Source organism: Collinsella aerofaciens (assembly GCF_040910185.1).
GTDB lineage: Bacteria > Actinomycetota > Coriobacteriia > Coriobacteriales > Coriobacteriaceae > Collinsella > Collinsella aerofaciens_BF.
The window spans coordinates 1-22,905 of record NZ_JBDGBA010000017.1 but is presented as its reverse complement, the minus strand read 5'-3'; the positions used below and the strand labels follow the sequence as shown (position 1 = coordinate 22,905).

Here is a 22,905-nt window from a genome sequence, read left to right as displayed (position 1 = left end):
AACAGCCTTAACAGCAAAGCCGCCGCAAGGAGCACTCCCCTTACGGCGGCTTTCATCTTCGTCTATGACCGGCGGTCAATCTCACAACAGCTAGCGTTGCGACTCCGGAACCTCGTCCTCATCGTCGCGACAAAGGACAACACCGGTGCTTCCCAGCAGCGTGGCCGCGATCAGCGCGCCGGCCACGATAGGAGCAGCCCCGCATGTCCCCAGCATGCCCGCGACGAGCGCGGCCGTGGGGCCAAGGCAGCCAAGCATCAACGCGACGGCGGCAACGGCAATATCTCGAGCATTCACAAGACCACTTCCTCCAAGAGAAAGACCTTATTTCTCAAGAACCAGTGTGCCCCGCATCCATACGCCCAGCGTACCGCCACGGTAAGGGCTCTGTTAACTCAGACGCGCATAAAGAACGGGCGGCTTTACGTTGCCCTAAAGCTCGGTAAAGACGCCCGTCCGCCAAATATCCGTGATGCAGAATAATTACCAACCGGTGTAGTAGTCGGTGGTTCCGGCAGCGCAGCCGGAGTCATAGACCTTGCAATCACCCTTGGAGCCCGTAAAGGTCGAGCCCTGGGCCATATCGCCCGCGGCAACAACGTAATAGCCGTCGGAATCGCGCCAGAAGCCCTCAGAATCCTGAGTCCATTCGCCCGTGCGATAGTGATAAAGCACATTGCTGCTGTAATAGGTCTCGCGGCGCCCGTTGTAGTTATTGACACCCGCAGAGCGCGTCAGGCCCGATCCGTTCGCGTAGGACGCGGCAGACGCGTAAGACGGAGTGTAACCGGCGTTGTAGTACGAAGCCTGGGCGGCCTCGGCAGCCTCCGCCTCGGCGGCAGCCTCGAGCGCTTCGCACTTGGCATCCTCAAGCGCAGCGCGCAGCTCATCGAGCTCGGTCGACTTGGCGTCGACCTCCCCCATCGTCAACAGGCTACCCGCACCGTCGATGCAACCCTGCAGCACAGCACGCTCGTCATCGGTAGCATAGTCGCCATACATATTCATAATGATCTGAGCGCGCATCTCAAGGGAATCGCGCTTGGCCTCCATCGAGGCGTTCCACTCCTGCATAGAGCCATAACCGTCGCCGCGGTAGTCGACAGGCTGCACCAGAGTCGCCTCGGACGGCGTAGATCCGACCGTATCGGATAGTGTTACCGCGTGGGCATCAGTTGCACCGGCGCCCGCCAAAAGTGCCACGGTCAGAGCGGCGGAAAGGGCGGCGGCTTTCGGTTTTCGTGAATCGATCCTCATGTAGCTAGAAACCTCCGTAGTGCGTTTTTGCTGCGTTTGAGCTGCGTGTGATTCGATCGCGCTGCATAGTACCCCGAGCAAATCGCGACCTGCGGTTTTACTCAAAAGGCGCACGTCAATTGCGTAAAACTCACATCCTCTTAACAGGAGTTTTCCACATCTCGATTGCATAAAGCGTGTCAAAAACCCTGTTTTTGCGCCCTCTCTATGCAAAAAAGACGCCTGTGCAACCATTGTTCGCACAGGCGCCTTGAGCAGGCATTTTATGCAGTTATACCTATCGAGTCGCAAGGGGTCCTTGCACAAGTCGCCTTACTCGTCCAGCGCGGCGAAGGCCTGCTTCAGATCCCAAATGATATCCTCGGCATTCTCGGTACCGATGGAAAGACGGATCGTGGAGGACGTGATGTTCTGTTCGGCGAGCTCCTCGGCAGAGAGCTGAGAGTGCGTGGTGGTAGCCGGGTGCACGACGAGCGACTTGACGTCGGCCACGTTGGCGAGCAGCGAGAAGACCTGCAGATGGTCGATGAACTTCCAAGCTGCCTCCTGGCCACCCTTAATCTCAAAGGTAAAGATCGAGGCACCGCCGTTGGGGAAGTACTTCTGATAGAGCTCGTGATCGGGGTGCTCAGACAGGCTCGGGTGGTTCACCTTGGCGACATGGCTATCACCAGCCAGGAACTCAACGACCTTCTTGGTGTTCTCGACATGACGGTCAACGCGCAGCGACAGGGTCTCGGTGCCCTGGAGCAGGATCCAAGCGTTGAACGGGCTGATGCAGGCGCCCTCGTCACGCAGCAGGATGGCGCGGACATAGGTTGCGAAGGCGGCGGGACCGGCAGCCTCGGCAAACGAGACGCCATGGTAGGAGGGGTTGGGCTCGGCGATCTGCTCATACTTGCCGCTCGCCTTCCAATCGAAGTTACCGCCGTCGACGATCACACCGCCCAGCGAGGTGCCGTGGCCGCCGATGAACTTGGTTGCGGAGTGGACGACGATGTTGGCACCATGCTCCAGCGGACGGAACAGATACGGGGTGCCGAAGGTGTTGTCGACGACAACCGGTAAACCGTGCTTCTTGGCGATCTCGGAGATGGCGTCGATATTGGGGATGTCAGAATTGGGGTTGCCGAGCGTCTCGAGGTAGATGACCGTGGTGTTGTCCTTGATGGCGCCCTCGACCTCGTCCAGGTTGTGGGCATCGACGAAGGTGGTCTCGACGCCAAACTGGGAGAGCGTATGCTCCAGCAGGTTGTAGGAGCCACCGTAGATGGTCTTCTGAGCCACCACGTGGTCACCGGCCTGGGCAAGAGCCTGCAGGGTATAGGTGATGGCAGCAGCACCGGAGGCGACGGCAAGACCTGCCACACCACCCTCGAGTGCGGCGATACGGTCCTCGAAGACGCCCTGGGTGGAGTTGGTCAGACGGCCGTAGATGTTACCGGCGTCGGCAAGACCAAAGCGATCGGCGGCGTGCTGGGAGTTGCGGAACACATAGCTCGTGGTCTGGTAGATAGGCACGGCGCGGGAGTCGGATGCGGGATCGGCGCTCTCCTGGCCAACGTGAAGCTGCAGGGTATCGAAACCAAAGGTGTGCTCGGGGTTGTTGATGAACTGGCTCATGATGATCTCCTTGATCGAACAAAAGTTAATAAATTAGAGAGAAGTAAGTCGCTGTCTCCTGATCACGCCGACGGGCGCAAACAGGAGCCCGGCATTCGTCTTGGTAAGCAATTCATATGCGGGCCTCCTTTCGCATCCCGGTTCCGTGTTTGGCTTAATTACCTACCGCCTTTGTGTGTTTTGAATAGTACGAGCATTGTTTCCCTCGGTCAATCACTTAAAAGCGCTAACCTGTTATCGGTTATATAGATAACACTCGAAAGGATGGCGCCGATGACCCTCCAGCAGCTTCGTTTCCTGATCGCCGTAGCAGAGTCCGGCTCAATCAATGCCGCAGCTCAGCGCCTCTATACCGCTCAGTCCAGCATCTCAAACGCCGTCAAAAGCCTGGAACAGGAGCTCCACCTGGAGATCTTTACGCGCTCCAGCCGCGGCGTCACGCTCACCAACGACGGCACCGAGCTTTTGGGCTATGCGCGCCAGGTCGTAGAGCAGGCCGATATGCTCGAGGCGCGCTACGAGGACGGCGGCACCCCGCAAGCCCGCCTCGCCATTTCCGCCCAGCACTACGCCTTTTCGGTCGAGGCCTTTGTCAACGTGGTCGAGCGCTGCCGCGACAGCAAGTTCGAGTTCATCATGCGCGAGACTACCACATCGCAGATCATCGATGACGTCCGCGCGTTTCGCAGCGACATCGGCATCCTGTATCTGGACGACTTTAACGCCCGTGTTCTGCAGAAGGCTTTTGCCGATGCGCGCGCGAGCTTCCATCCCCTATTCGACGCGACGGTCCACGTCTTCGTTAGCGAGCGCCACCCGCTTGCCCGCCGCCCGCAGCTGTCCCTTGCCGACCTCACACCCTATACGCGCTACAGCTTTGAGCAGGGAACCTCAAACTCCTTCTATTACGCCGAGGAACCTTTTAGCTATATCCCTTGCGACCGCAACATACGAATCTCGGACCGCGGAACACTTACTAACTTACTTATCACGTCGAACGGTTACACCCTGTCGACCGGCGTCCTCTCCAATGAAATGCAATGGGGTATGGCATCGATCCCGTTAGCAGACGCCCCAACGATGCACGTAGGCTATATCATGCACGACGAGCGCAAGCCCTCTCCCCTCTTGCAGCAATACCTCGACGAGCTCAACCGCATCATCCATGCCAACTAACTGTCGGAAGACGGGATAGAAATCGTAGATTGCTAGCCCCCGGCGGGCATGGCGCTACAATGGTCACTCACACGAAACGTACCCAACGAAAGGAAGCCCGTGAAGGTCATCATCTATACCGACGGCTCGGCCCGATCAAATCCGGGACGCGGCGGCTACGGCGCCGTGCTCAAATACACCAACCCCGCCGGCAAGACCTTCACCTCCGAGCTTTCGCGCGGTTACGCCAAGACCACCAACAACCGCATGGAGCTCATGGCGGTCATCGTGGCGCTCGAGGCACTTAACCGCCCCTGCGAGGTCGAGGTCCATTCCGATTCGCAGTACGTCGTTAACGCCTTCAACAAACACTGGATTGACGGCTGGAAAAAGCGCGGATGGAAAACCGCCAACAAGCAGCCCGTCAAGAACCGCGACCTGTGGGAGCGCCTACTCACCGTCAAAAGCAAGCACAAGGTTGAGTTCATCTGGGTTAAGGGTCACGCCGGTCACGAGCTCAACGAGCGCTGCGATGAACTCGCCACCACGGCGGCCGACGGCAGTAACCTCGATATCGACACCGGCTTTAACGAGAGCGACCTGTAATAGCGTTTTCGCGCAGCTTTATATCCCCACGCGCTACACTCATCCTGTAGGCCAAACAACGCAAGGGGGACACATGCTGCGTATCGCAACCATCGGCACATCCATGATCACCGACGACTTTATCCAGGTCGTCAATGCCAACGACCAGGCCGTATTCGTAGGCACGCTCTCGCGCAATGCCGAGCACGGCGCCGCCTTTACTGCCGAGCACGGCGGCGAACGCAACTTCACCGCACTCGACGAGCTCGCGTCCGCCAACGACGTCGATGCCGTCTACATCGGCAGTCCCAATGCACTCCATCACGAACAGGCGCTCGCCTGCATCGCCGGTGGCAAGCACGTCATCGTCGAGAAACCCTTCTGCGCCACCGAAGCGCAGGCGCTGGAAGTCTTCCGCGCTGCCGAGGCAGCAGGTGTCGTGGCCCTCGAGGCCATGCGTCCCCTCCACGATCCCGCCTTCCACGCCATCGAGGACGCCCTGGGCGAGATCGCCCCCATCCGCCGCGCCTCATTGCGCTTTGGCAAGTATTCCTCGCGCTACAACGAGATTCTCGCGGGACGCGCCACCAATATCTTCGACTGCAATATGGCATCGGGTTCCCTCATGGACATTGGCGTCTACGCCGTCGAGCCCATGGTCGAGATTTTCGGCATGCCTTCCGGCCTTACGAGCATGACTACTCTGCTCGACCCCACCACGCGACAGCTCACGCACGGCCCCATCGACGGCTGCGGTTCCATCCTCGCCAGCTATGGCGGAGGCCGCATCTCCGTCGAGCTCGCGCACTCCAAAATTACGAATGACCTGCTGCCCTCGCAGATCGAAGGCGAGCGTGGCACTATCCAGATCGACCATCTGTCCACGCCCCGCAACGTCCGCATCGACTATCGCGGCGATGTCGTACGCGGCTCGGCGACTGAGGCACCGCGCGAACAGGGCGACAACGGCCGCGTGCTCGACCTACCCAAATCGAGCAACACTATGGAATACGAACTCACAGACTTTATCACCGCCATCGGCGGCATCGATAACGTTAAGGAAGAGATTTGGGAGACCCCGGCAGGACGCCACGAGCTTGGCCACTACCGCGATGTCACGCTCGTCTCACTGCGTATCATGGATGCCGTGCGCCGGCAGGCCGGCATTACCTTCCCGGCCGACGCAGGCAAGCAGGCATAGCGATGGGCCTCTTCGATACGTTCTTCTCCAGCGTCACCGGCGGCAGTCGAGAGCCTCAAAAACCATCAAACGTCGAGCTCGAGCTGCGCCGCAGGCTTACCGTACTCGCAAGCGACGAGGCCACTCAAGACGCTCCCCTGCGCTATTTCCTGCACTGGACGGGGCAAGTCCAAGGCGTTGGTTTTCGCTTTACCAACACCAACCTCGCGCAGGCACGCACACTCACCGGCTGGGTGCGTAACATGGAAGACGGCTCAGTCGAGATGGAGATACAGGGAGCTCCGGCAAACATCCTATCTCATCTCGAGGCGCTTCATGCCTCCTACGAGCGCATGGGAACGCGTTTTCGCCTCGTAGACGCCCAGGCCCGAGCCCCACTTGCCAATGAAGACGGTTTCAGTCCTCATTATTAGTATTGTGTACTAAATACGGTATCATTTACCTATGACCGTTAATAGAAAAGAGGCGAGGCGCATGGCGGTGCAAAGAAGGAATACCAGGCAGCGAAAGCTGGTTCTTGACGCCGTGCGCCAAAGCTATAACCATCCCACCGCCGACGAAATCTACAACGTCGTGCGCGCGCAGGATGACAAAATCAGCCGCGGTACGGTCTACCGCAATCTCAATCTCTTGGCCGACGCCGGCGAAATCCTCTCCATCAAGACGCCGGGCGGCAGCCGCTTCGATCGCACGATCGAGCCGCATGCGCATATCATCTGCACCTCGTGCAGCCGCGTCATCGACGTACCGCTCCCCTTCGATGCCCAGCTCGACGCCAAGGCGTCCGAGCAAATCGGCTGGCGCGTCACGTCGCACTACACCATCTTCGAGGGTCTCTGCCCCGACTGCCGGTAGATGTTCGGGACATGCCTTAAAATCCGCCTTTCCGCACTTTGCAGCAAAAAATAGATTTCTAGGTATGTCGCGAAAACCTACTCGGCGAGCAGACGGCGCAGTTCTTCTTCGACCGTGCGCACGTAGCGGACGCGGTCGTTGATGCCACGCATAGAGGGGTTGCAGCTCTCCATCAGATAGGGATGGCCCACGACGTTGAGCATGTCGCGATCGTTCTCATTGTCGCCAAACGCCATCATCTCATCGGGCGAAATACCCAGGGCACGACCGTAATCGGCAAGCGCGGAGCCCTTGCCCGAACCGAAACCGATAAAGTCCGTCCATTCGGTTCCCGACGTCATCACGTCGACACGGTCGCTAAAGAGGCGCTCGAAATACTCCAGGGCCGCCGGCTGATCCACCTCGGGCGTCTGGAAGGCAATCTTAATGACGTCCTCGTCGATGTCCTCGGGGCGGTCGACCACCGCCACATCGCAGTGAACCTCATAGCGCAAATGGTCGACGAACGCATCGTTGCCGCTCATGGTGTAGAGGTGTCCCTCACACGAAAGGGTCACGTCGGCATGGGGATACGCAACCACGGCATTCGCGATATCCATAGCAAGGCTACGCTCCATGGAACGCTTGACAACGGCACGCCCCTCGCTCATCACCAGGGCTCCGTTTTCGCATACATAGGCGAGCTCATCGGCCACCGGGGCAAACAGATAGCGCAAGCTCGCATATTGACGGCCGCTCGCCGGCATAAACACGATACCGCGACGATGCAGCTCATCGATGAGCTCAAAGGCCTCGGAACGCGGCTCGCGCTCCCCCGGATGCAGCAACGTGCCGTCCAAATCGCATGCAATCAGCTTGATTCCCTCAAGACCCATATGCTCCCCCACAGCATCTCATCAACAGAAAGGCGGACTTTGAATAGTTGTCTCTCAAAGTCCGCCTTACTTATACGCACGTTAACCGCGCGCCTTCTTTACGATCGTAAAGTCTGGTGCCATACTCACAACGGCATCCGCCGCACTCGACGCAAAGCGCCGGTCCGAATCGAGTTCACGGGTAACCGTCGAGAGCCGAACGCCCTCGACGCCCCGGAGCATGCGGCCCAAAACAGGCTGCACCGGCGTATACATGCGCACGGTATACTCGTCCGAATCGCCTCGAAAAAGCGGCGCATGCATATTGCCGATCTCCCAGCACGCATGCGCGAGCGCAATCGGGTCCATGCGGTCAACTTCGACCAAATAAACCTCGGCGCTGCGCAGGCGCACGACAACCGCCACGGGCACCACGCCCGAACGGTCGACGGCGAGCACGTCGCCGTCGACAAAACGACCGCCGTCGGCAGTATCCAGCCGAACATCGACCGTGCGCCCCAGCTCCGTCACGCCCACAAACGCGCATACATCAGCCTGGTCCCAATCGAGCAGTAGCTCGTCAACTTCAAAGACGCCGCCCAGCTTCCGGCGAAGCAGAAGTTCATAGGACGGATCGTTGAGATTTCCCAAGCATGTCGTCGAAACCAAGCGCTCAGGCATGCTCTAACCCTCGACCTCGACGAGCTCGATATCAAAGTTGAGGTCCTTGCCGGCAAGCTCGTGGTTGGCATCGAGCGTCACAGCCTCGGGCGTTACGTCGATGACGACGGCGGGGACAGGCATGCCGCTCGGCGTGGACAGGAAGAGCTTCATGCCCTTCTCGATCTGCTCGATGTTGGGAACCTGCTCGGCCGGGAAGGTAATAACCATCTCGGGATTGTGCTCGCCGTAGGCATCGGCAGCAGGAATGTGCACGGTCTTCTTCTCGCCCACCTGCATGTCGACAACAGCGGCGTCGAAGCCCTTGATCATCTGACCGGCGCCGCAGGTGAACTCCAGCGGCTCGCCGCGATCGTAGGAGCTATCGAACTGCGTGCCGTCGTCGAGCGTGCCGCGATAATGAGTCTTGACCTTCTTGCCCTGGTTGGACATGGTAACCTCCGTGATAAGGGCGGCGCACAACGCGGGCCGCCGTGAACATATGGCGCTAACTATACCCTAGTCATACAATTCAATGACAGTTTGCAAAGAAACGCTGCAACCGGAGGAACCATGGCATATCCCGTATTTGACCTACACTGCGACACCGCCGACCGCATCGGCTGGGCCACGCTCGATCTCGACCTGCGCTTTACCGCCGGCACCGACGGTTATTTCCCCGGCGACGAAACGCATCCGCAAGATTTCGACCTCATCGAGGGCAACGCCTGCGCCATCTCGCTCGCAAAGATCGGCAACACGCCATGGGCACAGTGCTTCGCCACGTTTGTCCCCGATGAGATTCCCACCGCCCACGCCGCGCGCTTCCAGGCGCAGATCATGGCGCATATGAGCGGCCAGGCAATGCTCAACCACGACCGCATGGTCAACGTACGCAGCGCGGCAGACATTCGCCCCGCGCTCAAAGACGGCAAGGTCGCCTGCATCCACACCATCGAAAACGCCACGTTCTTTGCCGAGGACCCCGCGCTGATCGAGGTGCTCAAGAGCTTGGGCGTACTCATGTCATCGCTCAGCTGGAATGCGCAGGGACCGCTCGCGAGCGGACACGATACCCACGCCGGCCTCACCGCCGCCGGCATCGAGGCACTTACGCAGATGGAGCACGCCGGCATGGTGCTTGACGTCTCCCACCTCAACGATGAGTGCTTTGACGAGGTTGTCGCCCACGCCACACGTCCCTTCGTCGCCAGCCACTCCAACTCCCGTGCAGTTTGCGGCGTTAAGCGCAACCTCACCGACGACCAGTTCCGCACCATTCGCGACATGGGTGGCATCGTCGGCCTCAACTACTGCAGCGAGTTCCTTTCCAACGACGCAACCGACAAGACAGCCGCAGACGTCACCTTCGACCAGCTGGCGGCACATATCGAGCACTGGCTCGACCTGGGCGGCGAGGACGTCATCGCGCTCGGCGGCGACTGGGACGGTGCCACGGTGCCCGCCTTCCTCTCCGATGCCAGCAAGATGCCCGAGTTCCAGAACATGCTCTCCAAGCACTTTGGCAAGACCGTGATGCAGAAGCTCTGCAGCGATAATGCCCTTGCCTTCTTTGAGCGTTATTAATTTCACATCCCCTGAGCGGGCCGGCATGCCGAACGGTCGACATGCCGGCCCGTCCCCAATCTGAAGGACCACTTTTGACGCAGCAATTTACGCTTTTCCTACCCCAACCGGATGGGACTCCCATCCCCGTCGTCGTTACCAAAAAGCGCGTCAAAAACTTCAACCTGCGCGTCACATCGAGCGGTGAGGTCCACGCCAGCGCACCGCTCGGCGCCAGCCGCGAGCGTATCGAAGCGTTTGTGAAGCGCAACAGCGCCTGGATTATCAGACGACTTGCCCAGCGCGAGCAACGTCAGGCGACGGCGCGAGAGCCGCTCAGCCCCTCGTCCATCATTGCACTTTGGGGCAAGCCCATCACGGTACAAGATGCGCTCGATCGCAACTTTGCATCACCCGCACCGCGGCCCAAGCAGGCCACCTTCGCAAGTTTTATGGGTGCCGACAAATCGAACGAACGCCCACAGGCCAAGCGGCGCGCAACCCTCGACGGCCTGACGTCCGATGAGCTCCAGACCCGCATCGACCAGCTCTATGCATCCGAGGTCACCACGGCGCTGCGCGATATGGTGCGCGCGTACGAAATCGCAATGGGTGTCGCCGTTTCCCGCGTTTCCGTGCGCAGCATGAAAACGCGCTGGGGATCATGCACGCCCAAAACCGGCGCCATTCGCATCGCACGAGAACTTGCCGCCTACCCCGTCGAGTGCCTTGACATGGTTGTCGCCCACGAGCTCGTCCACCTGCTCGAACCGAGCCACAATCATCGGTTTCACGCGCTGCTCGACACGTACTGCCCCAACAACAGGGCTCTGTCGCAGCGGCTCAAAAAACCGCCCGCCAACGAGCTCTAGAGTCGGTTAGCGCACACGCTCGATCTCGACACCGCAGCTTGCCAGGGGAAGACCGACGGGCGCCCAAGGCTTATCAAGCTTAACGTGCACGCCAAGCAGCAGGGGGTAACGACGCAGCAGCATCTGGGCCACACCCTCGGCTGCAGCCTCGATGAGCTTAAACGTATGCTCGCGCAGATAGCCATCGACATCGTGGCACACCGAGCCGTAGTCAATCGAAGCGTCCAGGTTATCGTGCTCCCCCGCTGCACGCAGGTCGGCATAGAGCACCAAGGACACGATGAACTTCTGGCCCAGCGCGTTCTCTTCGGGATACACGCCGTGGTTGGCAAAGACCTCGAGACCGTCGATAGTAATGCGGTCAGCATGGCGCAGATCGTCATAGCTCACGTGGGGAACCGCCGTTGCGGTGGATATTTCGCCCCTTCCACGGCGGGCGAGCTCGGCGCCTTCAGTCTTGGTTGCATTCTCGGGCAGTTTCTTGTTGCTCATCGCGATCGTCTCCTTCGTTTAGAACCCCGACCGCGTAAACTAACTACACGCGAATCGACAGGTTCTTTTTATCATCGCTCCAGTTGCAAGCATTGCGCGCGGGGCATGCAAAGCAGGCGCGCGACGCTTTGTCGGCTGCATAGAGCAGGCGCTCGAGCGGTTGGCTGTTCACGCGCAGCTTTCGATGGCCCAGAATGGCCGTCTTAATGGCTGCGGCATCGGCCGGCTCAAACGCTACGTCATCGGGCATACCGCCGAGAATCGCATCAGCGACGCGTTCGCTTGCAACATCATGGGATATACCCGATTCATACTGTTCATCTTTGCCGATATCGTGAAGAAGTGCCGTGGCGTAGATGACCTCGCGGTCAAATTCGAGCTGTTCCTCGAGATTCTTGATCCACATAATGCGAGCGACATCCAGCAGGTGGTCAATACCGTGGCGGCAGAAGATGCGCCCCGATTCCAACTGTGCAATGTTGCCCAGGTGCCGACGGAACAGCCCGTTGGCACAAATGTAATCAATGCGAGGCATGGCACCAAAGGGAGTCAGGCCCGAAGCCATAAAGCCGCGACGCGACGTCCCCTCATCGGTCTTCGATGTAAAGTCGTTGACGACCCTCATGCTAACGGCCCAGCATCCTAAAGAACCGATCCTCGAGCGCGGGATCAGTCTCAAAGACGCCGCGGCGAGCGAGCGTCACGGTCTTGGTGCCGGGCTTTTGCACGCCGCGCATGGTCATGCACATATGCTCAGCTTCCATGAGCACAATCGCTCCCTGGGGAGCGAGATAATCCATGAGGGCGTCGGCAACCTGCGCACACAGCTGCTCCTGCAGCTGCAGACGGCGGGCATAAACCTCAACCGTGCGAGCAAGCTTAGAGAGCCCTGCGACACGGCCGTTGGGGATATAGCCAATGGTAGCCTTGCCATAAAACGGCAGCAGATGATGTTCGCACAGCGAGTAGAACGTGATGTCGCGCTCGATAACCAAATCGTTCGAAGCGACGGCAAACGTTTTGGACAGGTGCTCCTCGGCACTCTGGTCCATACCGCCGGCGATTTCGCCATACATACGGGCAACGCGCGCCGGGGTCTCCAGCAGGCCCTCCCGAGTTGGGTCCTCGCCTATGCCCTCAAGCAACAGCTTAATGGCGGCCTCGACTTTTTCCTGATCGACCATCTGGGCCTCACTTTTCCGATTTTGCGTTCGCGCTATGGTACCACGCCCTCCGGCATCGGCCACAAGCTACATAGTATGGGTCGAATAGACCGGATCATCACGCCAAAGTTCAACCGCATCACAAAGCGCAACGCCCTCGCGCTCAGCACGGTCGCGCGTAGCGTTCATATCGATCACACGCTGGTTACTCGAGCCCCTAAAGCGCAATGAGATATCGTACAGATCCTGAACAAACGGGCCATCCACCAACATATCGAGGCAGGCAAGGATACGGTCCGTCGCCTCGGTATGGTGACGACCACCCGGCATAAGCTCCTCGAGCACGTCGCCGGTAAAGCACCAAATGGTCTTGCCCGACCCCGCGGGATAGGCCGCACGCACGCGTTCGATAAAGTCAACAAGCCCCGCCTGATTCTCGGGCTCCATGGGCTCGCCACCCAGAATCGTCAGGCCATCGATAAAGGGATGATCGAGACTCTCGATAATTTTGTCCTCGACGGCGCGATCGAACGGCTCGCCCGCAGCAAAGTCCCACGCGACGGAGTTAAAGCAATTCTTGCACCCGCGACGGCACCCGCTCACAAACAGAGAAGTACGAACGCCTTCCCCATCAGCAATGTCGAAATACTTAATGTTCGCGTAGTTCATAGGTAACCTTTCTGGGGGTCTGGAGTATATCATCCCGTCCTCAAACAGCTTCGCTCGCTGCGCTCGCTGCAGAACTGCGGGCGGGACGATATACTCCAGACCCCTCGCGAGCGATACTCGGTGAACGAAGCGAACATCGAGTATAGGGTTCGAGGTCTAATAAATACTGAGTTGCAGCTCAACCGACTTCGCAAGCAAAGCGCTGTTGCAAGTCAACTCAATTCCACTAAGAACTTCGAGGAGTGAGCAGGCTGCGCGCTGCATCTCAGCTACGTCAACTTGGCTGAACCGAGAGGGCCGCTTGGGCATTTGCTCGATATGAGTTCCGCACGCAAAGAAGGCCACTTAATGTGGCCTTCGTCTTGCGCAGGACTGTCCGAAATAGCGAGCAAATGCCCAAGCGGCCCTCTCGGTTCAGCCCCGGAGCGGTATTAGAGATGCAGCACGCGGTCGCGGATCTCCTCGGTTCGACCCTGGTTCCAGAATTGGGTACCGATGTAGCCGCACGTACGACGAGCGACGTTCATCTTCTCCTGGTCGCGATTGCCGCAGTTGGGGCACTCCCACACCAGCTTGCCGTCATCCTCGACAATCTTGATCTCGCCGTCGTAGCCGCACACCTGGCAATAATCGCTCTTGGTGTTGAGCTCGGCGTACATGATGTTGTCGTAGATGTACTGCATCACGCGGATGACAGCCTTGAGGTTGTCCTGCATGTTGGGAACCTCGACATAGGAGATGGCACCGCCCGGCGAAAGTTGCTGGAACATACCCTCGAACTTGAGCTTGTCGAATGCGTCGATCTCCTCGGACACGTGGACGTGGTAGCTGTTGGTGATGTAGCCCTTGTCCGTCACGCCCGGGATGACGCCAAAACGACGCTGCAGGCACTTGGCGAACTTGTAGGTCGTCGACTCAAGCGGGGTACCGTACAGCGAGAAGTCAATATCGCTTTCGGCCTTCCACTCCGCGCACTTGTCGTTCATGCGCTGCATGACGGCCATGGCAAAGGGCGTGCCCTCCTTCTCGGTGTGGCTGTGGCCCGTCATGTACTTGACGCACTCATACAGGCCGGCATAGCCCAGGCTGATGGTGGAGTATCCGCCCACGAGCAGCTTGTCGATTGTCTCGCCCTTCTTCAGACGAGCGAGGGCACCGTACTGCCAAAGAATCGGTGCGGCATCCGAAAGCGTACCCATCAGGCGCTCATGACGGCACAGCAGGGCACGGTGGCACAGCTCAAGGCGCTCATCGAAGATCTTCCAGAACTTGTCCATGTCCTGATGCGAGCTCAGTGCGACATCAGGCAGGTTGATGGTCACGACGCCCTGGTTAAAGCGACCATAGTACTTGGGCTTGTTCGGATCATAGTTCAGCGCGTTGGCCACGTTGTTAAATCCGTTACCGGAACGGTCAGGCGTCAGGAAGCTGCGGCAGCCCATGCAGGTATAGCAGTCGCCGTTGCCCGCGGTCTCACCCTTAGACAGCTTGAGCTCGCGCATCTTCTTCTCGGAGATGTAGTCGGGCACCATGCGCTTGGCGGTGCACTTAGCGGCCAGCTGGGTCAGGTAGAAGTACGGGGAATTCTCGTGAACGTTATCGTCCTCGAGTACATAGATGAGCTTGGGGAATGCCGGGGTAATCCACACGCCGGCCTCGTTCTTAACGCCCTCGTAGCGCTGGCGAAGCGTCTCCTCCACGATCATGGCAAGGTCGTGCTTCTCCTGAGGCGTACGGGCCTCGTTAAGATACATAAAGACCGTCACGAACGGCGCCTGGCCGTTCGTGGTCATAAGCGTCACGACCTGATACTGGATCGTCTGGACGCCGCGACGAATCTCGTCACGCAGACGGTCCTCAACGACCTCGCGGACCTTTTCGGGAGATGCGGAAACGCCGAGCTCCTCGAGCTCGCGGGCGACCTCGCCGCGAATCTTTTGACGGCTCACCTCGACGAACGGGGCAAGATGGGTCAGCGAAATCGACTGGCCACCGTACTGGGAGGAAGCAACCTGGGCGATGATCTGCGTCGCGATGTTGCAGGCGGTCGAGAAGCTGTGCGGCTTCTCAATCAGCGTACCCGAGATAACAGTGCCGTTCTGGAGCATGTCCTCCAGGTTCACCAGATCGCAGTTGTGCATGTGCTGGGCAAAGTAATCCGAATCGTGGAAATGAATCAGGCCCTCATTATGGGCATCCACGATCTCCTGGGGCAGCAGCACACGCTGAGTCAGGTCCTTGGAGATCTCGCCGGCCATGTAGTCACGCTGAACGGAATTGACGGTCGGGTTCTTGTTGGAGTTCTCCTGCTTGACCTCTTCGTTGTTGCACTCGATCAGCGACAGAATCTTGTCGTCGGTCGTGTTCTTCTGGCGCTTCAGGCTCTGAACATAGCGATAGATGATGTAGTGGCGGGCAACCTCGTAGCAGTCGAGACGCATGATCTCGTCCTCGACCAGATCCTGAATCTCCTCGACCGACACGGTGTGGCCCGCGTTCTCACATGCCTCGGCGACGTTTTGTGCCGCGTAAACCACCTGGCGGTCGGTAAGACGAGAGCTCTCCTCGACCTCCAAGTTTGCGGCGCGGATGGCATTGACGATCTTATCGATGTCAAAGGTAACCTCGGTGCCGCTGCGCTTGATGATCTTCATCCTCTTGCCTCTTTCGCGTCGTAGCCTCATTGCGCTTCAGAGCCAAACGATGCCCGGCAGGGCTTGCCCCTGTCTTGCGGCGCCGTCGCGCAATCTGTGTTCTCGATAAACCATAAGTCCTCATGCGGACAATCCTCGCGGCCGATCAAGCGGCTCAAAGGCGTGTCCAAATGGGACGAATAAGGTCTTCGTTCTCTGTCCGCCATCTATCATACGACAAAGACGCATCTATATCCTGTATTCTTTTTTTAGTTCAAACACAACATATAGTGTTTCAGCAGGTCAAAGCAATTGGTCATTTTGCAGACGCATTAATTATGAGGGGTTCTTGGCAAGTCGGTAAAACGTTACCAACACGGCTACCTGCATGGCAGTTATAAAACCCCCTTAGTCAAGCCGCTGACAAATCCTACCAAAACCAAGCCGCTCACGCCAAAAGAATCCAAAAGATTATGCTTGACCAACATGTTGCGGTCACGATCGGCCAGGACGTATGCAATCTGCCGGCACCCCTACGGGATGCGAAGACCATCGCGTACGGACCTTGGATCAATATTTGGTGGCTTATTTGGCGGCGTGCTTGGTAGCAAAACAAAACAGCCCAGAGGCAAAGCCTCTGGGCTGCGAACATTTGGTGGGCGTTAGAAGATTTGAACTTCTGACCTCTTCCGTGTCAGGGAAGCGCTCTCCCCCTGAGCTAAACGCCCAAATGGAGCGGACAACGGGGCTCGAACCCGCGACCCCAACCTTGGCAAGGTTGTGCTCTACCAACTGAGCCATGTCCGCTTACGAGGATTAATCTTACGTGATGCCCGCATCCTATGCAAGAACTTTTTTTGAAAAGTTTTGCAACGCCCTCGCGAACCTCGCGAAGACATCAGCCACCACGGAAGGCGCAGGCAAACGCAAACTCGCCGCAAGAGACCCCTACAACTCAGAGAGCATGATCCAGGCAGAGCTGTCCTGCGCGAGCCTGCCGTCTGCAAGCGGTGATGAGGTGAGCAGGACCCTGCCCGCCGGCAGTTCCACGGGCGCTGCGCCGAAGTTCGTCACACACGCCCAGCCGTTGTCGCGGCGATAGGCGATGACGCCGCCCTCAGTGCCCTCGGCACCATCCGCAAGGCCAGTGCGCCCGTCAAGATCGAGCCACGCAAGATCGTTGGCGCGCCCGCGCAGCTTGCGCCGCAGCCAAAGGGCGTCACGATAGAGCGCAAGCATCGATGTCGGGTCCGCTTCTTCCCTATCGGCAGCGTAATCGGAAAACCATGCAGGCTGCGGCAGATGGGGCGCCGTATCGGCGTCCGCCGGTGAAAACCCAAACGATCCGCCCTGCGCGGGATCGTCCGCCGCCACCCACGGCAGGGGCACACGACAGCCGTCGCGCCCCTTCTCGCGCTTCGATCCGTGCGTATTGGTCGCAGTGGGATCTTCGAGTGCAGCCCACGGAATGTCAGCAACCTCAAAAAGGCCGAGCTCCTCACCCTGATACACGTATGCCGAGCCCGGAAGCGCCAGCTCAAGCAAAAGGGCCGCCCGCGCGCGGCGCTCGCCGAGTTCACGGTCCTCGTCATAAGACGACCCGTCGCGTAAGAGCCAGTCGAGCGCAATCTGGTGGTAGCGCGTCGCCTTGATTTGCGGCAGGGCATAGCGTGTCGCCACGCGCGGCACGTCGTGGTTGGAGAGTACCCAGGTCGAGGCGGAATCGGATTCGATGGCCGCCTTCAAGCCCTCCTCGATTGCAGCGTGCATGTCATCATAGGTCCAAGTGGCCTTGGCGAACTCAAAGTTGAATGTCTGGCCAAGTTCGCTGGGACGCGCGTAGAGATACTGGCGCTCGGGCAGCACCCACGCCTCGGCAACGGCGCTGCGCGGCGGATTATAGCGGTCGAACACGCGGCGCCACTCGCGATAGATCTCGTGGACCTCGTTGCGGTCCCACAGCGGATGGGTGCCGTCGTCAACCATGTCATCGCCCTCGGCGAGATGCCACCGGTCGAGGTCATCGCGGTCGAGATCCTTGGCGAGACCGTGCGCCACATCAATGCGAAAGCCATCGACGCCTCGATCGCTCCAAAACGCCAGGACATCGCAAAAGAACGCGTGAACCTCGGGGCATGACCAGTCAAAGTCCGGTTGCTCAGGCGTAAACATGTGCAGATACCACTGACCGTCCGCAACACGCGTCCAGGCGGGGCCGCCAAAGTTGGCATTCCAATTGGTGGGAGGCAGCTCGCCATGCTCGCCGCGACCATCGCGGAAGATATAACGGGCGCGCTCGGGCGATCCGGGGCCGGCGGCAAGAGCGGCTTTGAACCAGGGGTGCTGGTTGGATGAATGGTTGGGTACGATGTCGACGATGACCTTGATGCCGCGCGCGTGAGCCGCAGCGATCATGTCATCGAAGTCGTCAAGCGAGCCGAGACGTGGGTCGACATCGCAGTAGTCCGCCACATCATAGCCGCCATCGACAAGAGGCGATGGGTAAAACGGACTCAGCCAGATGGCCTCGATACCCAGCCGCTCAAGATAGTCCATCTGCTGGGTAATGCCCGCGATATCGCCCAGACCCGAACCAGTCGAATCCTTAAACGAGCGCGGGTAGATCTGATAGATCGCGGCATCGGACATCCATGAGCGCGACGAGGACTTTTCTGTAGACATGGGATGAGTCTCCCTTGCAACGAGGTTTTGCGAGATGCCCACGATGATACGCCCAAAGCGGACATCCGCGGCAAGCAACGCCACAGCCACGACCCAAAATGCTCGACCCCTCTCGGGTTCAAGCCTCCTGGGACGAATCGACCGATTAGTGAAAAGAACGGAAGACCCACTTTCCCGGCCACGACAGCGAGCGGGGTCCGGGTGCCCCAGGTTGCCGCGAAAGAGGAGGGAAGCGTACTTTATGTACGCGACCGACGATTGAGGGGCAAGATGGGGTGCCCGGGGCCCGCGCAGCGTCAACAAAAAACGCGGTTCGTTAGAACCGCGTAAGATAGTTGGAGCGGACAACGGGGCTCGAACCCGCGACCCCAACCTTGGCAAGGTTGTGCTCTACCAACTGAGCCATGTCCGCATATGTAAAACAAAACGGGCGCCGGAGCGCCCGGATGTTGCCTGGAGGCGAAGCCCGGATTCGAACCGGGGGTAAAGGCTTTGCAGGCCTCTGCCTTACCACTTGGCCACTTCGCCGAAAAAGGACCGCCTAAACGGTCCGGAAATGCAATGGAGCGGACAACGGGGCTCGAACCCGCGACCCCAACCTTGGCAAGGTTGTGCTCTACCAACTGAGCCATGTCCGCTTGCGGGTTATTAATTTACGCGAGTTGTCCTAAAGACGCAAGTACTTTTTTCAAAAAAGTTGCTCGAAGCAAGTTCATGCAGGTAAATAATGCCAAGCCAAGACCCTAAGCGCACGATTCCAATGCCGAGCTAAACAGCTTCACCATCCGAACACGTGTGCCGGCGCCATCCGTACGACGAGCAACTTCCACATTATCGACGAGCATACGCATAAGCTTGATACCGCGTCCGCGTTCCTCGGATGCCACCGGCTCGCTCACCCCATCGATAGAATAGCCTACGCCACGATCAAGCACCTCGAGCACAACACGGTCCCCATAGGCCTGAACCGTCAGGATGCAGCCAACACCGCCCGCATGGTCATATGCGTTACCCAATGCCTCCCCCAACGCCAATGCGACGTCATAGCGTTCATCACGCCTCAGGGGAAGTGATTCGAGAAGCTCGGCCACACGGTGCCGATAATACGGGAGATTCTCGATGCCTCGCTGCACTTCGACGCTCTTGCTCCATCGCGGCAACTCCCCCACCGGAATGGCGGGAATCGACTCACGCGCCGGGCCCGCGACATGAAGGATGTCGACAAGTCGGGCAATTTCCAAAAAGCGAACGACCTCATCGGAGGCGTTAACGAGCGAAAGCAGTCCCTCATGCCTCATAAGCTCTCTAGCACGTGTAAGCAAAAACGCCAAACCCGTCGAGTCGATAAAGCCCACGGTCTGGCAATTGATGACAACACGACGCACGCCCCGGTCGATCAAATTATCCAACCGTCGGCGCAGCACGGGCACCGAGGCGATGTCGATATCGCCCGGTGGCGTCAAAACCGCTATGTCATTCCACTCATTCATACGACCATGGTTCCCCAAAAGAGCTCGCTCGATGCACACGTATCTGCAACCGCGCAGATTTCGCCCGTCAGGCGTCGTGACCTACGATCGACCCCGTAAAAACTCAAGGGAGACCAGCGCGATGTCATCGTCCAGCGCCGACTCGGTAAAGCGATCAAGCTCGCCCAAGACCTTGCCGCAGATTCCCGATACGCCCTCACCCGAGACAGAGAGCAGAAGGTCGCGAAGGCGTTGTTCGCCAAAGAAAGCACCCGAGCGATCACGTGCTTCGATTGTTCCGTCGGTATACATAAATAGCATGTCACCAGGAGCGAATGTAAACACGCCCGTCTCGTAGACCATGCTCTCAAAGGCACCGATCACGCCCGATTGGCACCCAAGGAGCTCCACTTCTCCCCCGCAGGTCTCGCCGCCGCCACGCGGCGTCGACGACGGCCTAATGACCATAGTGGGAGGATGTCCCGCAGAGCAATAAGTAGCGCGGCCCGCTTTAAGATCAATCTTGGCGATAAACGCCGTCACAAACGTCTCGACCCTCGAAAAGCCCATGAGCATGCTATTGAGCGAGCGTGCCATACGGGCAGGCCCTGCACCCTCCCAGGCATAGGCCGTCAGCGCCGTCTTGACGAGCGCCGACATCGACGCCGCCTCAATCCCCTTGCCGGATACATCGCCCAAAATCATTACGGCACAATCGTCGGGAAGACGGACAAGCGTATAGAAGTCGCCGCCGACCAACGCAGAATTCGTTGCCGATAGGTATACCGAATCGGTTGCAATGCCCGGAACGTCACCAAGCGAATTTCTCATGCCAATCTGAAGCGTCTGAGCGATATGACGCTCTTCGCGCTTTTGAGATTCACCCTCATAGATCAGCTCAAAGTCATGCGCCAGATGCACCAGGTAGTCGTATTCAAGGTCGTCAATTGGTTCTTGGCTGCCATCGCGGAGCAGCAAAGCGCGCCTCGTCGGCCCCTTGGCGATATCAGCGGGAACGATCGCATCGTTACTTCGTTTGCCATCCGCTTCCGAGTGGTAGCGCCCCGCTTCGATGCCGGAGTCGACATAAAGCCCCTGACACGGTAGGCCGTGGGCCCTCAACCATGAACCCATAGACGTGGATTCGTCCACACGTGTAAGGCGCACGTGCTTGAGGTCGTCAGCGCTCGTCCCGCCCAACACCGATGTCTCAAACCCGTCGGGGGCTGCCCCCAGGCGCGCTGCTGGCGCCGTGACAGAAAAGAAGAGTGACTCCGGATCGTCCGGCAGCGCCACACGACTGCCGCCCTCAAAATCGATGACATAGGTTTCAAGGCCCGCATCATACTCCACGGGGCAGAAATGACAATTGAGCACCGTGCAGATTTCCGTCGACACCGCTCGCGAGGCGGCAACGGGATCATCGAGATAGGTAAACAGTTCGTCGCGCAGCAAATTGAGCGAGCGGCCGAGCTCCGCCGTGCGGCGCGAACGTAAGCTCGACGCCATGCCGACCAGCTGAATAGACAGGTAATCGCAGATGACCTCGAGCACGTTCACGTCATAGGCAAGTGGCGCCTGGGGGCGTTTCCAGCCAACTTCCAACACGCCAAGGACCTGCGTGCCGTAAAACACGGGAAGACAGATCTCGCTGCGATACGGGGGCATATCCTGCACGCGCAGCAAGTGCTTGGAACGATTGTCCAAATCCATGAACATACCCGAAGCAACCCGGTCGCCCTCAAGGTCCTGCTGAATCGACAGGCGACAGGCACGCGACTCGCGAAGCACGTAGGTCGGAATGCCCGCGCCGTACGGCATAAACTCAGGCAGATAGCTGTCCTCAAGCTCCTTAGAAACACCGCGGAGCTTAAAGCCGCCGCTCTCGGAAAAATAGATAGCCGCACCGGAGGCATCGAGCGTTCCAACAAGCTGATTCAAAACGGTATCGAGCAAGCTGGGGAGCTCATCGGAGCCCACGGTACTCATAATGACCGAAAGGGTACCCGAAAGGCGTTTATTCGCCACCCTAAGCTCCGATAACGCACGTTTGAGCTGACGATCGTGGGAATACTGCTCTTCGATGCTGTGAAGCGCCACCAGGACACGCGGCGCACGACGTCCAAAGATACGCGGAGGCGTAACGGAACCTGCGCGAACCAAGACGGGAATAAAAGACCCGTCGCTCAGCTTGAGCATCAGCTCGCTCTCGGAGCCATCGGTCTCAAACGGCAGACGATGTTCGGTCGCGCGCTCAAAGGCAGACGAGTACAGAACGTCTTTGACATCACCGCTGATGACGTCAGCGCGTTCCTCGCACATCAGGTCGAGCAAACGGTTATTCACATGCAGAATGGTTCCGTCGAGCTCACAGATGATGACAGCATCGCTCGTGATCTCGACCAGTTGGGCAACGTCTGCCCACTCGTTGCGCTCAAGCGTTTCCATCGTGGACCTCACCGTCTATCGGTAACAAAAAAGCCTCCGAAGAGGCTTCTCAAATGCGATGGTGTCGGAGGCGGGACTTGAACCCGCATGACCAAAAAGCGGTCACTAGCACCTCAAGCTAGCGCGTCTGCCAATTCCGCCACTCCGACATGCTATGCTGTTGATTCGCAGTTCGTTTTGTTGGACCCGCGCGTTCAACGAGGAAGATAATAACCTATGATTCGAGAACTGTGCAAGCACTTTTTTGAAAAAAGTTTACGAATTTGTAAATGCGCTGGTAAATCGATATGTCCGGCCCCGTATCGGTGTTGCCTCCCAGCGCGTCCTCGGGCATGAGCGATATTTTGCTACGCACTTCATGCTGCAAAATATCGCTCCCCCTGCGGAATGCGCCGGGAGGCACCACCGATACGGGGCCTGCAAATACGTACTTCAGGCACAGTTCTCAAACATGTTCTGGGGGCTGATGCAAATTTGGTGGCTCGGCTTTGCCGAGCCCTTATATGGGGAGGCCGGAGCTAAAGCTCCGGCCTCGCTCAATTTCTTATTAAACTAAGTGAGCGATCAAGGAATCGCACTCCCCCTGCCGAGTTACCGCAGGGCCCGTGCTGGACTTAGTTTTCAGAACATTCCGCACTGATATTTTCTGTATTGAAGACGTCGATGATGCACCCGTATACCATTGACGTCGACACCATCAGATGCGGACCGCGCGGTGACC

Annotated in this window: 21 protein-coding genes and 6 tRNA genes; 7 read left to right on the top strand and 20 right to left on the bottom strand. The window is 58.6% G+C overall.

The window, feature by feature from the left end; all coding sequences use genetic code 11:
* Nucleotides 1-90: 90 nt before the first annotated feature.
* From AB5Z54_RS07420 to AB5Z54_RS07410, 3 genes are all read right to left on the bottom strand, one after another.
* Nucleotides 91-297: a hypothetical protein gene (locus AB5Z54_RS07420; RefSeq protein WP_055309746.1), complete on the bottom strand. Its 207-nt coding sequence runs from the start codon at nucleotides 295-297 to the stop codon at nucleotides 91-93.
* Nucleotides 298-483: 186 nt separating this feature from the next.
* The gene (locus AB5Z54_RS07415) at nucleotides 484-1,257 is read right to left on the bottom strand and encodes a hypothetical protein (RefSeq protein ID WP_368161005.1); all 774 of its coding nucleotides are present in this window, start codon (nucleotides 1,255-1,257) and stop codon (nucleotides 484-486) included.
* Nucleotides 1,258-1,569: 312 nt separating this feature from the next.
* Nucleotides 1,570-2,880, bottom strand: a complete 1,311-nt coding sequence (locus AB5Z54_RS07410; protein ID WP_368161004.1) for an O-acetylhomoserine aminocarboxypropyltransferase/cysteine synthase family protein — start codon at nucleotides 2,878-2,880, stop codon at nucleotides 1,570-1,572.
* A gap of 273 nt (nucleotides 2,881-3,153) precedes the next feature.
* On the opposite strand from AB5Z54_RS07410, the gene AB5Z54_RS07405 reads away from it, so the two are divergent.
* The 5 genes from AB5Z54_RS07405 to AB5Z54_RS07385 all read left to right on the top strand — a co-directional run bounded on the left by AB5Z54_RS07405 (nucleotide 3,154) and on the right by AB5Z54_RS07385 (nucleotide 6,676).
* Complete coding sequence (locus AB5Z54_RS07405; RefSeq protein ID WP_148332745.1) at nucleotides 3,154-4,056, top strand: LysR family transcriptional regulator; 903 nt, start codon at nucleotides 3,154-3,156, stop codon at nucleotides 4,054-4,056.
* 48 nt (nucleotides 4,057-4,104) lie between these two features.
* Nucleotides 4,105-4,641, top strand: a complete 537-nt coding sequence (rnhA, locus tag AB5Z54_RS07400) for a ribonuclease HI (RefSeq protein WP_368161003.1) — start codon at nucleotides 4,105-4,107, stop codon at nucleotides 4,639-4,641.
* Nucleotides 4,642-4,714: 73 nt separating this feature from the next.
* On the top strand, nucleotides 4,715-5,821 hold the full coding sequence (locus tag AB5Z54_RS07395) for a Gfo/Idh/MocA family protein (RefSeq protein WP_368161001.1): 1,107 nt from the start codon (nucleotides 4,715-4,717) through the stop codon (nucleotides 5,819-5,821).
* Nucleotides 5,822-5,823: 2 nt separating this feature from the next.
* The gene (locus AB5Z54_RS07390; RefSeq protein WP_368160999.1) at nucleotides 5,824-6,234 is read left to right on the top strand and encodes an acylphosphatase; all 411 of its coding nucleotides are present in this window, start codon (nucleotides 5,824-5,826) and stop codon (nucleotides 6,232-6,234) included.
* A 61-nt stretch (nucleotides 6,235-6,295) separates the two neighbouring features.
* Nucleotides 6,296-6,676, top strand: a complete 381-nt coding sequence (locus AB5Z54_RS07385; protein WP_368160998.1) for a Fur family transcriptional regulator — start codon at nucleotides 6,296-6,298, stop codon at nucleotides 6,674-6,676.
* 77 nt (nucleotides 6,677-6,753) lie between these two features.
* On the opposite strand, the gene AB5Z54_RS07380 is transcribed toward AB5Z54_RS07385, so the two are convergent.
* From AB5Z54_RS07380 to AB5Z54_RS07370, 3 genes are all read right to left on the bottom strand, one after another.
* Nucleotides 6,754-7,551 carry an HAD-IIB family hydrolase gene (locus tag AB5Z54_RS07380; RefSeq protein WP_368160996.1) on the bottom strand — a complete coding sequence of 266 codons (798 nt, stop codon included), beginning with the start codon at nucleotides 7,549-7,551 and terminating at the stop codon, nucleotides 6,754-6,756.
* Between the two features lie 81 nt (nucleotides 7,552-7,632).
* The gene (locus AB5Z54_RS07375) at nucleotides 7,633-8,211 is read right to left on the bottom strand and encodes an urease accessory protein UreE (RefSeq protein WP_022094405.1); all 579 of its coding nucleotides are present in this window, start codon (nucleotides 8,209-8,211) and stop codon (nucleotides 7,633-7,635) included.
* 3 nt (nucleotides 8,212-8,214) lie between these two features.
* A complete protein-coding gene (locus tag AB5Z54_RS07370) occupies nucleotides 8,215-8,643 on the bottom strand; it encodes an FKBP-type peptidyl-prolyl cis-trans isomerase (protein ID WP_055286916.1) in 429 nt (142 codons plus the stop codon).
* Nucleotides 8,644-8,763: 120 nt separating this feature from the next.
* On the opposite strand from AB5Z54_RS07370, the gene AB5Z54_RS07365 reads away from it, so the two are divergent.
* Both AB5Z54_RS07365 and AB5Z54_RS07360 read left to right on the top strand, forming a co-directional pair.
* Complete coding sequence (locus AB5Z54_RS07365; RefSeq protein WP_117640822.1) at nucleotides 8,764-9,777, top strand: dipeptidase; 1,014 nt, start codon at nucleotides 8,764-8,766, stop codon at nucleotides 9,775-9,777.
* Between the two features lie 74 nt (nucleotides 9,778-9,851).
* Nucleotides 9,852-10,628, top strand: coding sequence for a M48 family metallopeptidase (locus AB5Z54_RS07360; RefSeq protein WP_368160994.1), 777 nt, complete (start codon nucleotides 9,852-9,854; stop codon nucleotides 10,626-10,628).
* Nucleotides 10,629-10,634: 6 nt separating this feature from the next.
* On the opposite strand, the gene folB is transcribed toward AB5Z54_RS07360, so the two are convergent.
* The 14 genes from folB to AB5Z54_RS07290 form a co-directional block, all read right to left on the bottom strand.
* Nucleotides 10,635-11,120, bottom strand: coding sequence for a dihydroneopterin aldolase (folB, locus tag AB5Z54_RS07355; protein WP_368160992.1), 486 nt, complete (start codon nucleotides 11,118-11,120; stop codon nucleotides 10,635-10,637).
* 43 nt (nucleotides 11,121-11,163) lie between these two features.
* A complete protein-coding gene (locus tag AB5Z54_RS07350) occupies nucleotides 11,164-11,745 on the bottom strand; it encodes an HD domain-containing protein (protein WP_199583454.1) in 582 nt (193 codons plus the stop codon).
* A 1-nt stretch (nucleotide 11,746) separates the two neighbouring features.
* Complete coding sequence (gene folE, locus AB5Z54_RS07345; protein ID WP_368160990.1) at nucleotides 11,747-12,304, bottom strand: GTP cyclohydrolase I FolE; 558 nt, start codon at nucleotides 12,302-12,304, stop codon at nucleotides 11,747-11,749.
* Nucleotides 12,305-12,370: 66 nt separating this feature from the next.
* Nucleotides 12,371-12,952 carry an anaerobic ribonucleoside-triphosphate reductase activating protein gene (gene nrdG / locus AB5Z54_RS07340; protein WP_368134817.1) on the bottom strand — a complete coding sequence of 194 codons (582 nt, stop codon included), beginning with the start codon at nucleotides 12,950-12,952 and terminating at the stop codon, nucleotides 12,371-12,373.
* Between the two features lie 431 nt (nucleotides 12,953-13,383).
* Nucleotides 13,384-15,606, bottom strand: a complete 2,223-nt coding sequence (gene nrdD, locus AB5Z54_RS07335) for an anaerobic ribonucleoside-triphosphate reductase (protein ID WP_368160988.1) — start codon at nucleotides 15,604-15,606, stop codon at nucleotides 13,384-13,386.
* A gap of 632 nt (nucleotides 15,607-16,238) precedes the next feature.
* Nucleotides 16,239-16,313: transfer RNA gene (locus tag AB5Z54_RS07330), tRNA-Val, on the bottom strand.
* A 3-nt stretch (nucleotides 16,314-16,316) separates the two neighbouring features.
* Nucleotides 16,317-16,392: transfer RNA gene (locus tag AB5Z54_RS07325), tRNA-Gly, on the bottom strand.
* Between the two features lie 141 nt (nucleotides 16,393-16,533).
* Complete coding sequence (locus AB5Z54_RS07320; protein ID WP_368134816.1) at nucleotides 16,534-18,267, bottom strand: glycoside hydrolase family 13 protein; 1,734 nt, start codon at nucleotides 18,265-18,267, stop codon at nucleotides 16,534-16,536.
* Between the two features lie 336 nt (nucleotides 18,268-18,603).
* Nucleotides 18,604-18,679 (bottom strand) — tRNA-Gly (locus AB5Z54_RS07315).
* A gap of 42 nt (nucleotides 18,680-18,721) precedes the next feature.
* A tRNA-Cys gene (locus tag AB5Z54_RS07310) sits at nucleotides 18,722-18,795 on the bottom strand.
* 34 nt (nucleotides 18,796-18,829) lie between these two features.
* Nucleotides 18,830-18,905, bottom strand: a tRNA-Gly gene (locus AB5Z54_RS07305).
* A gap of 105 nt (nucleotides 18,906-19,010) precedes the next feature.
* Entirely contained in the window at nucleotides 19,011-19,757 is a 747-nt protein-coding gene (locus tag AB5Z54_RS07300; protein ID WP_368160986.1) for an anti-sigma factor antagonist, read from the bottom strand.
* Nucleotides 19,758-19,838: 81 nt separating this feature from the next.
* Complete coding sequence (locus AB5Z54_RS07295) at nucleotides 19,839-22,184, bottom strand: GAF domain-containing SpoIIE family protein phosphatase (RefSeq protein ID WP_368160985.1); 2,346 nt, start codon at nucleotides 22,182-22,184, stop codon at nucleotides 19,839-19,841.
* Nucleotides 22,185-22,243: 59 nt separating this feature from the next.
* Nucleotides 22,244-22,333 (bottom strand) — tRNA-Leu (locus tag AB5Z54_RS07290).
* Nucleotides 22,334-22,905: the final 572 nt, after the last annotated feature.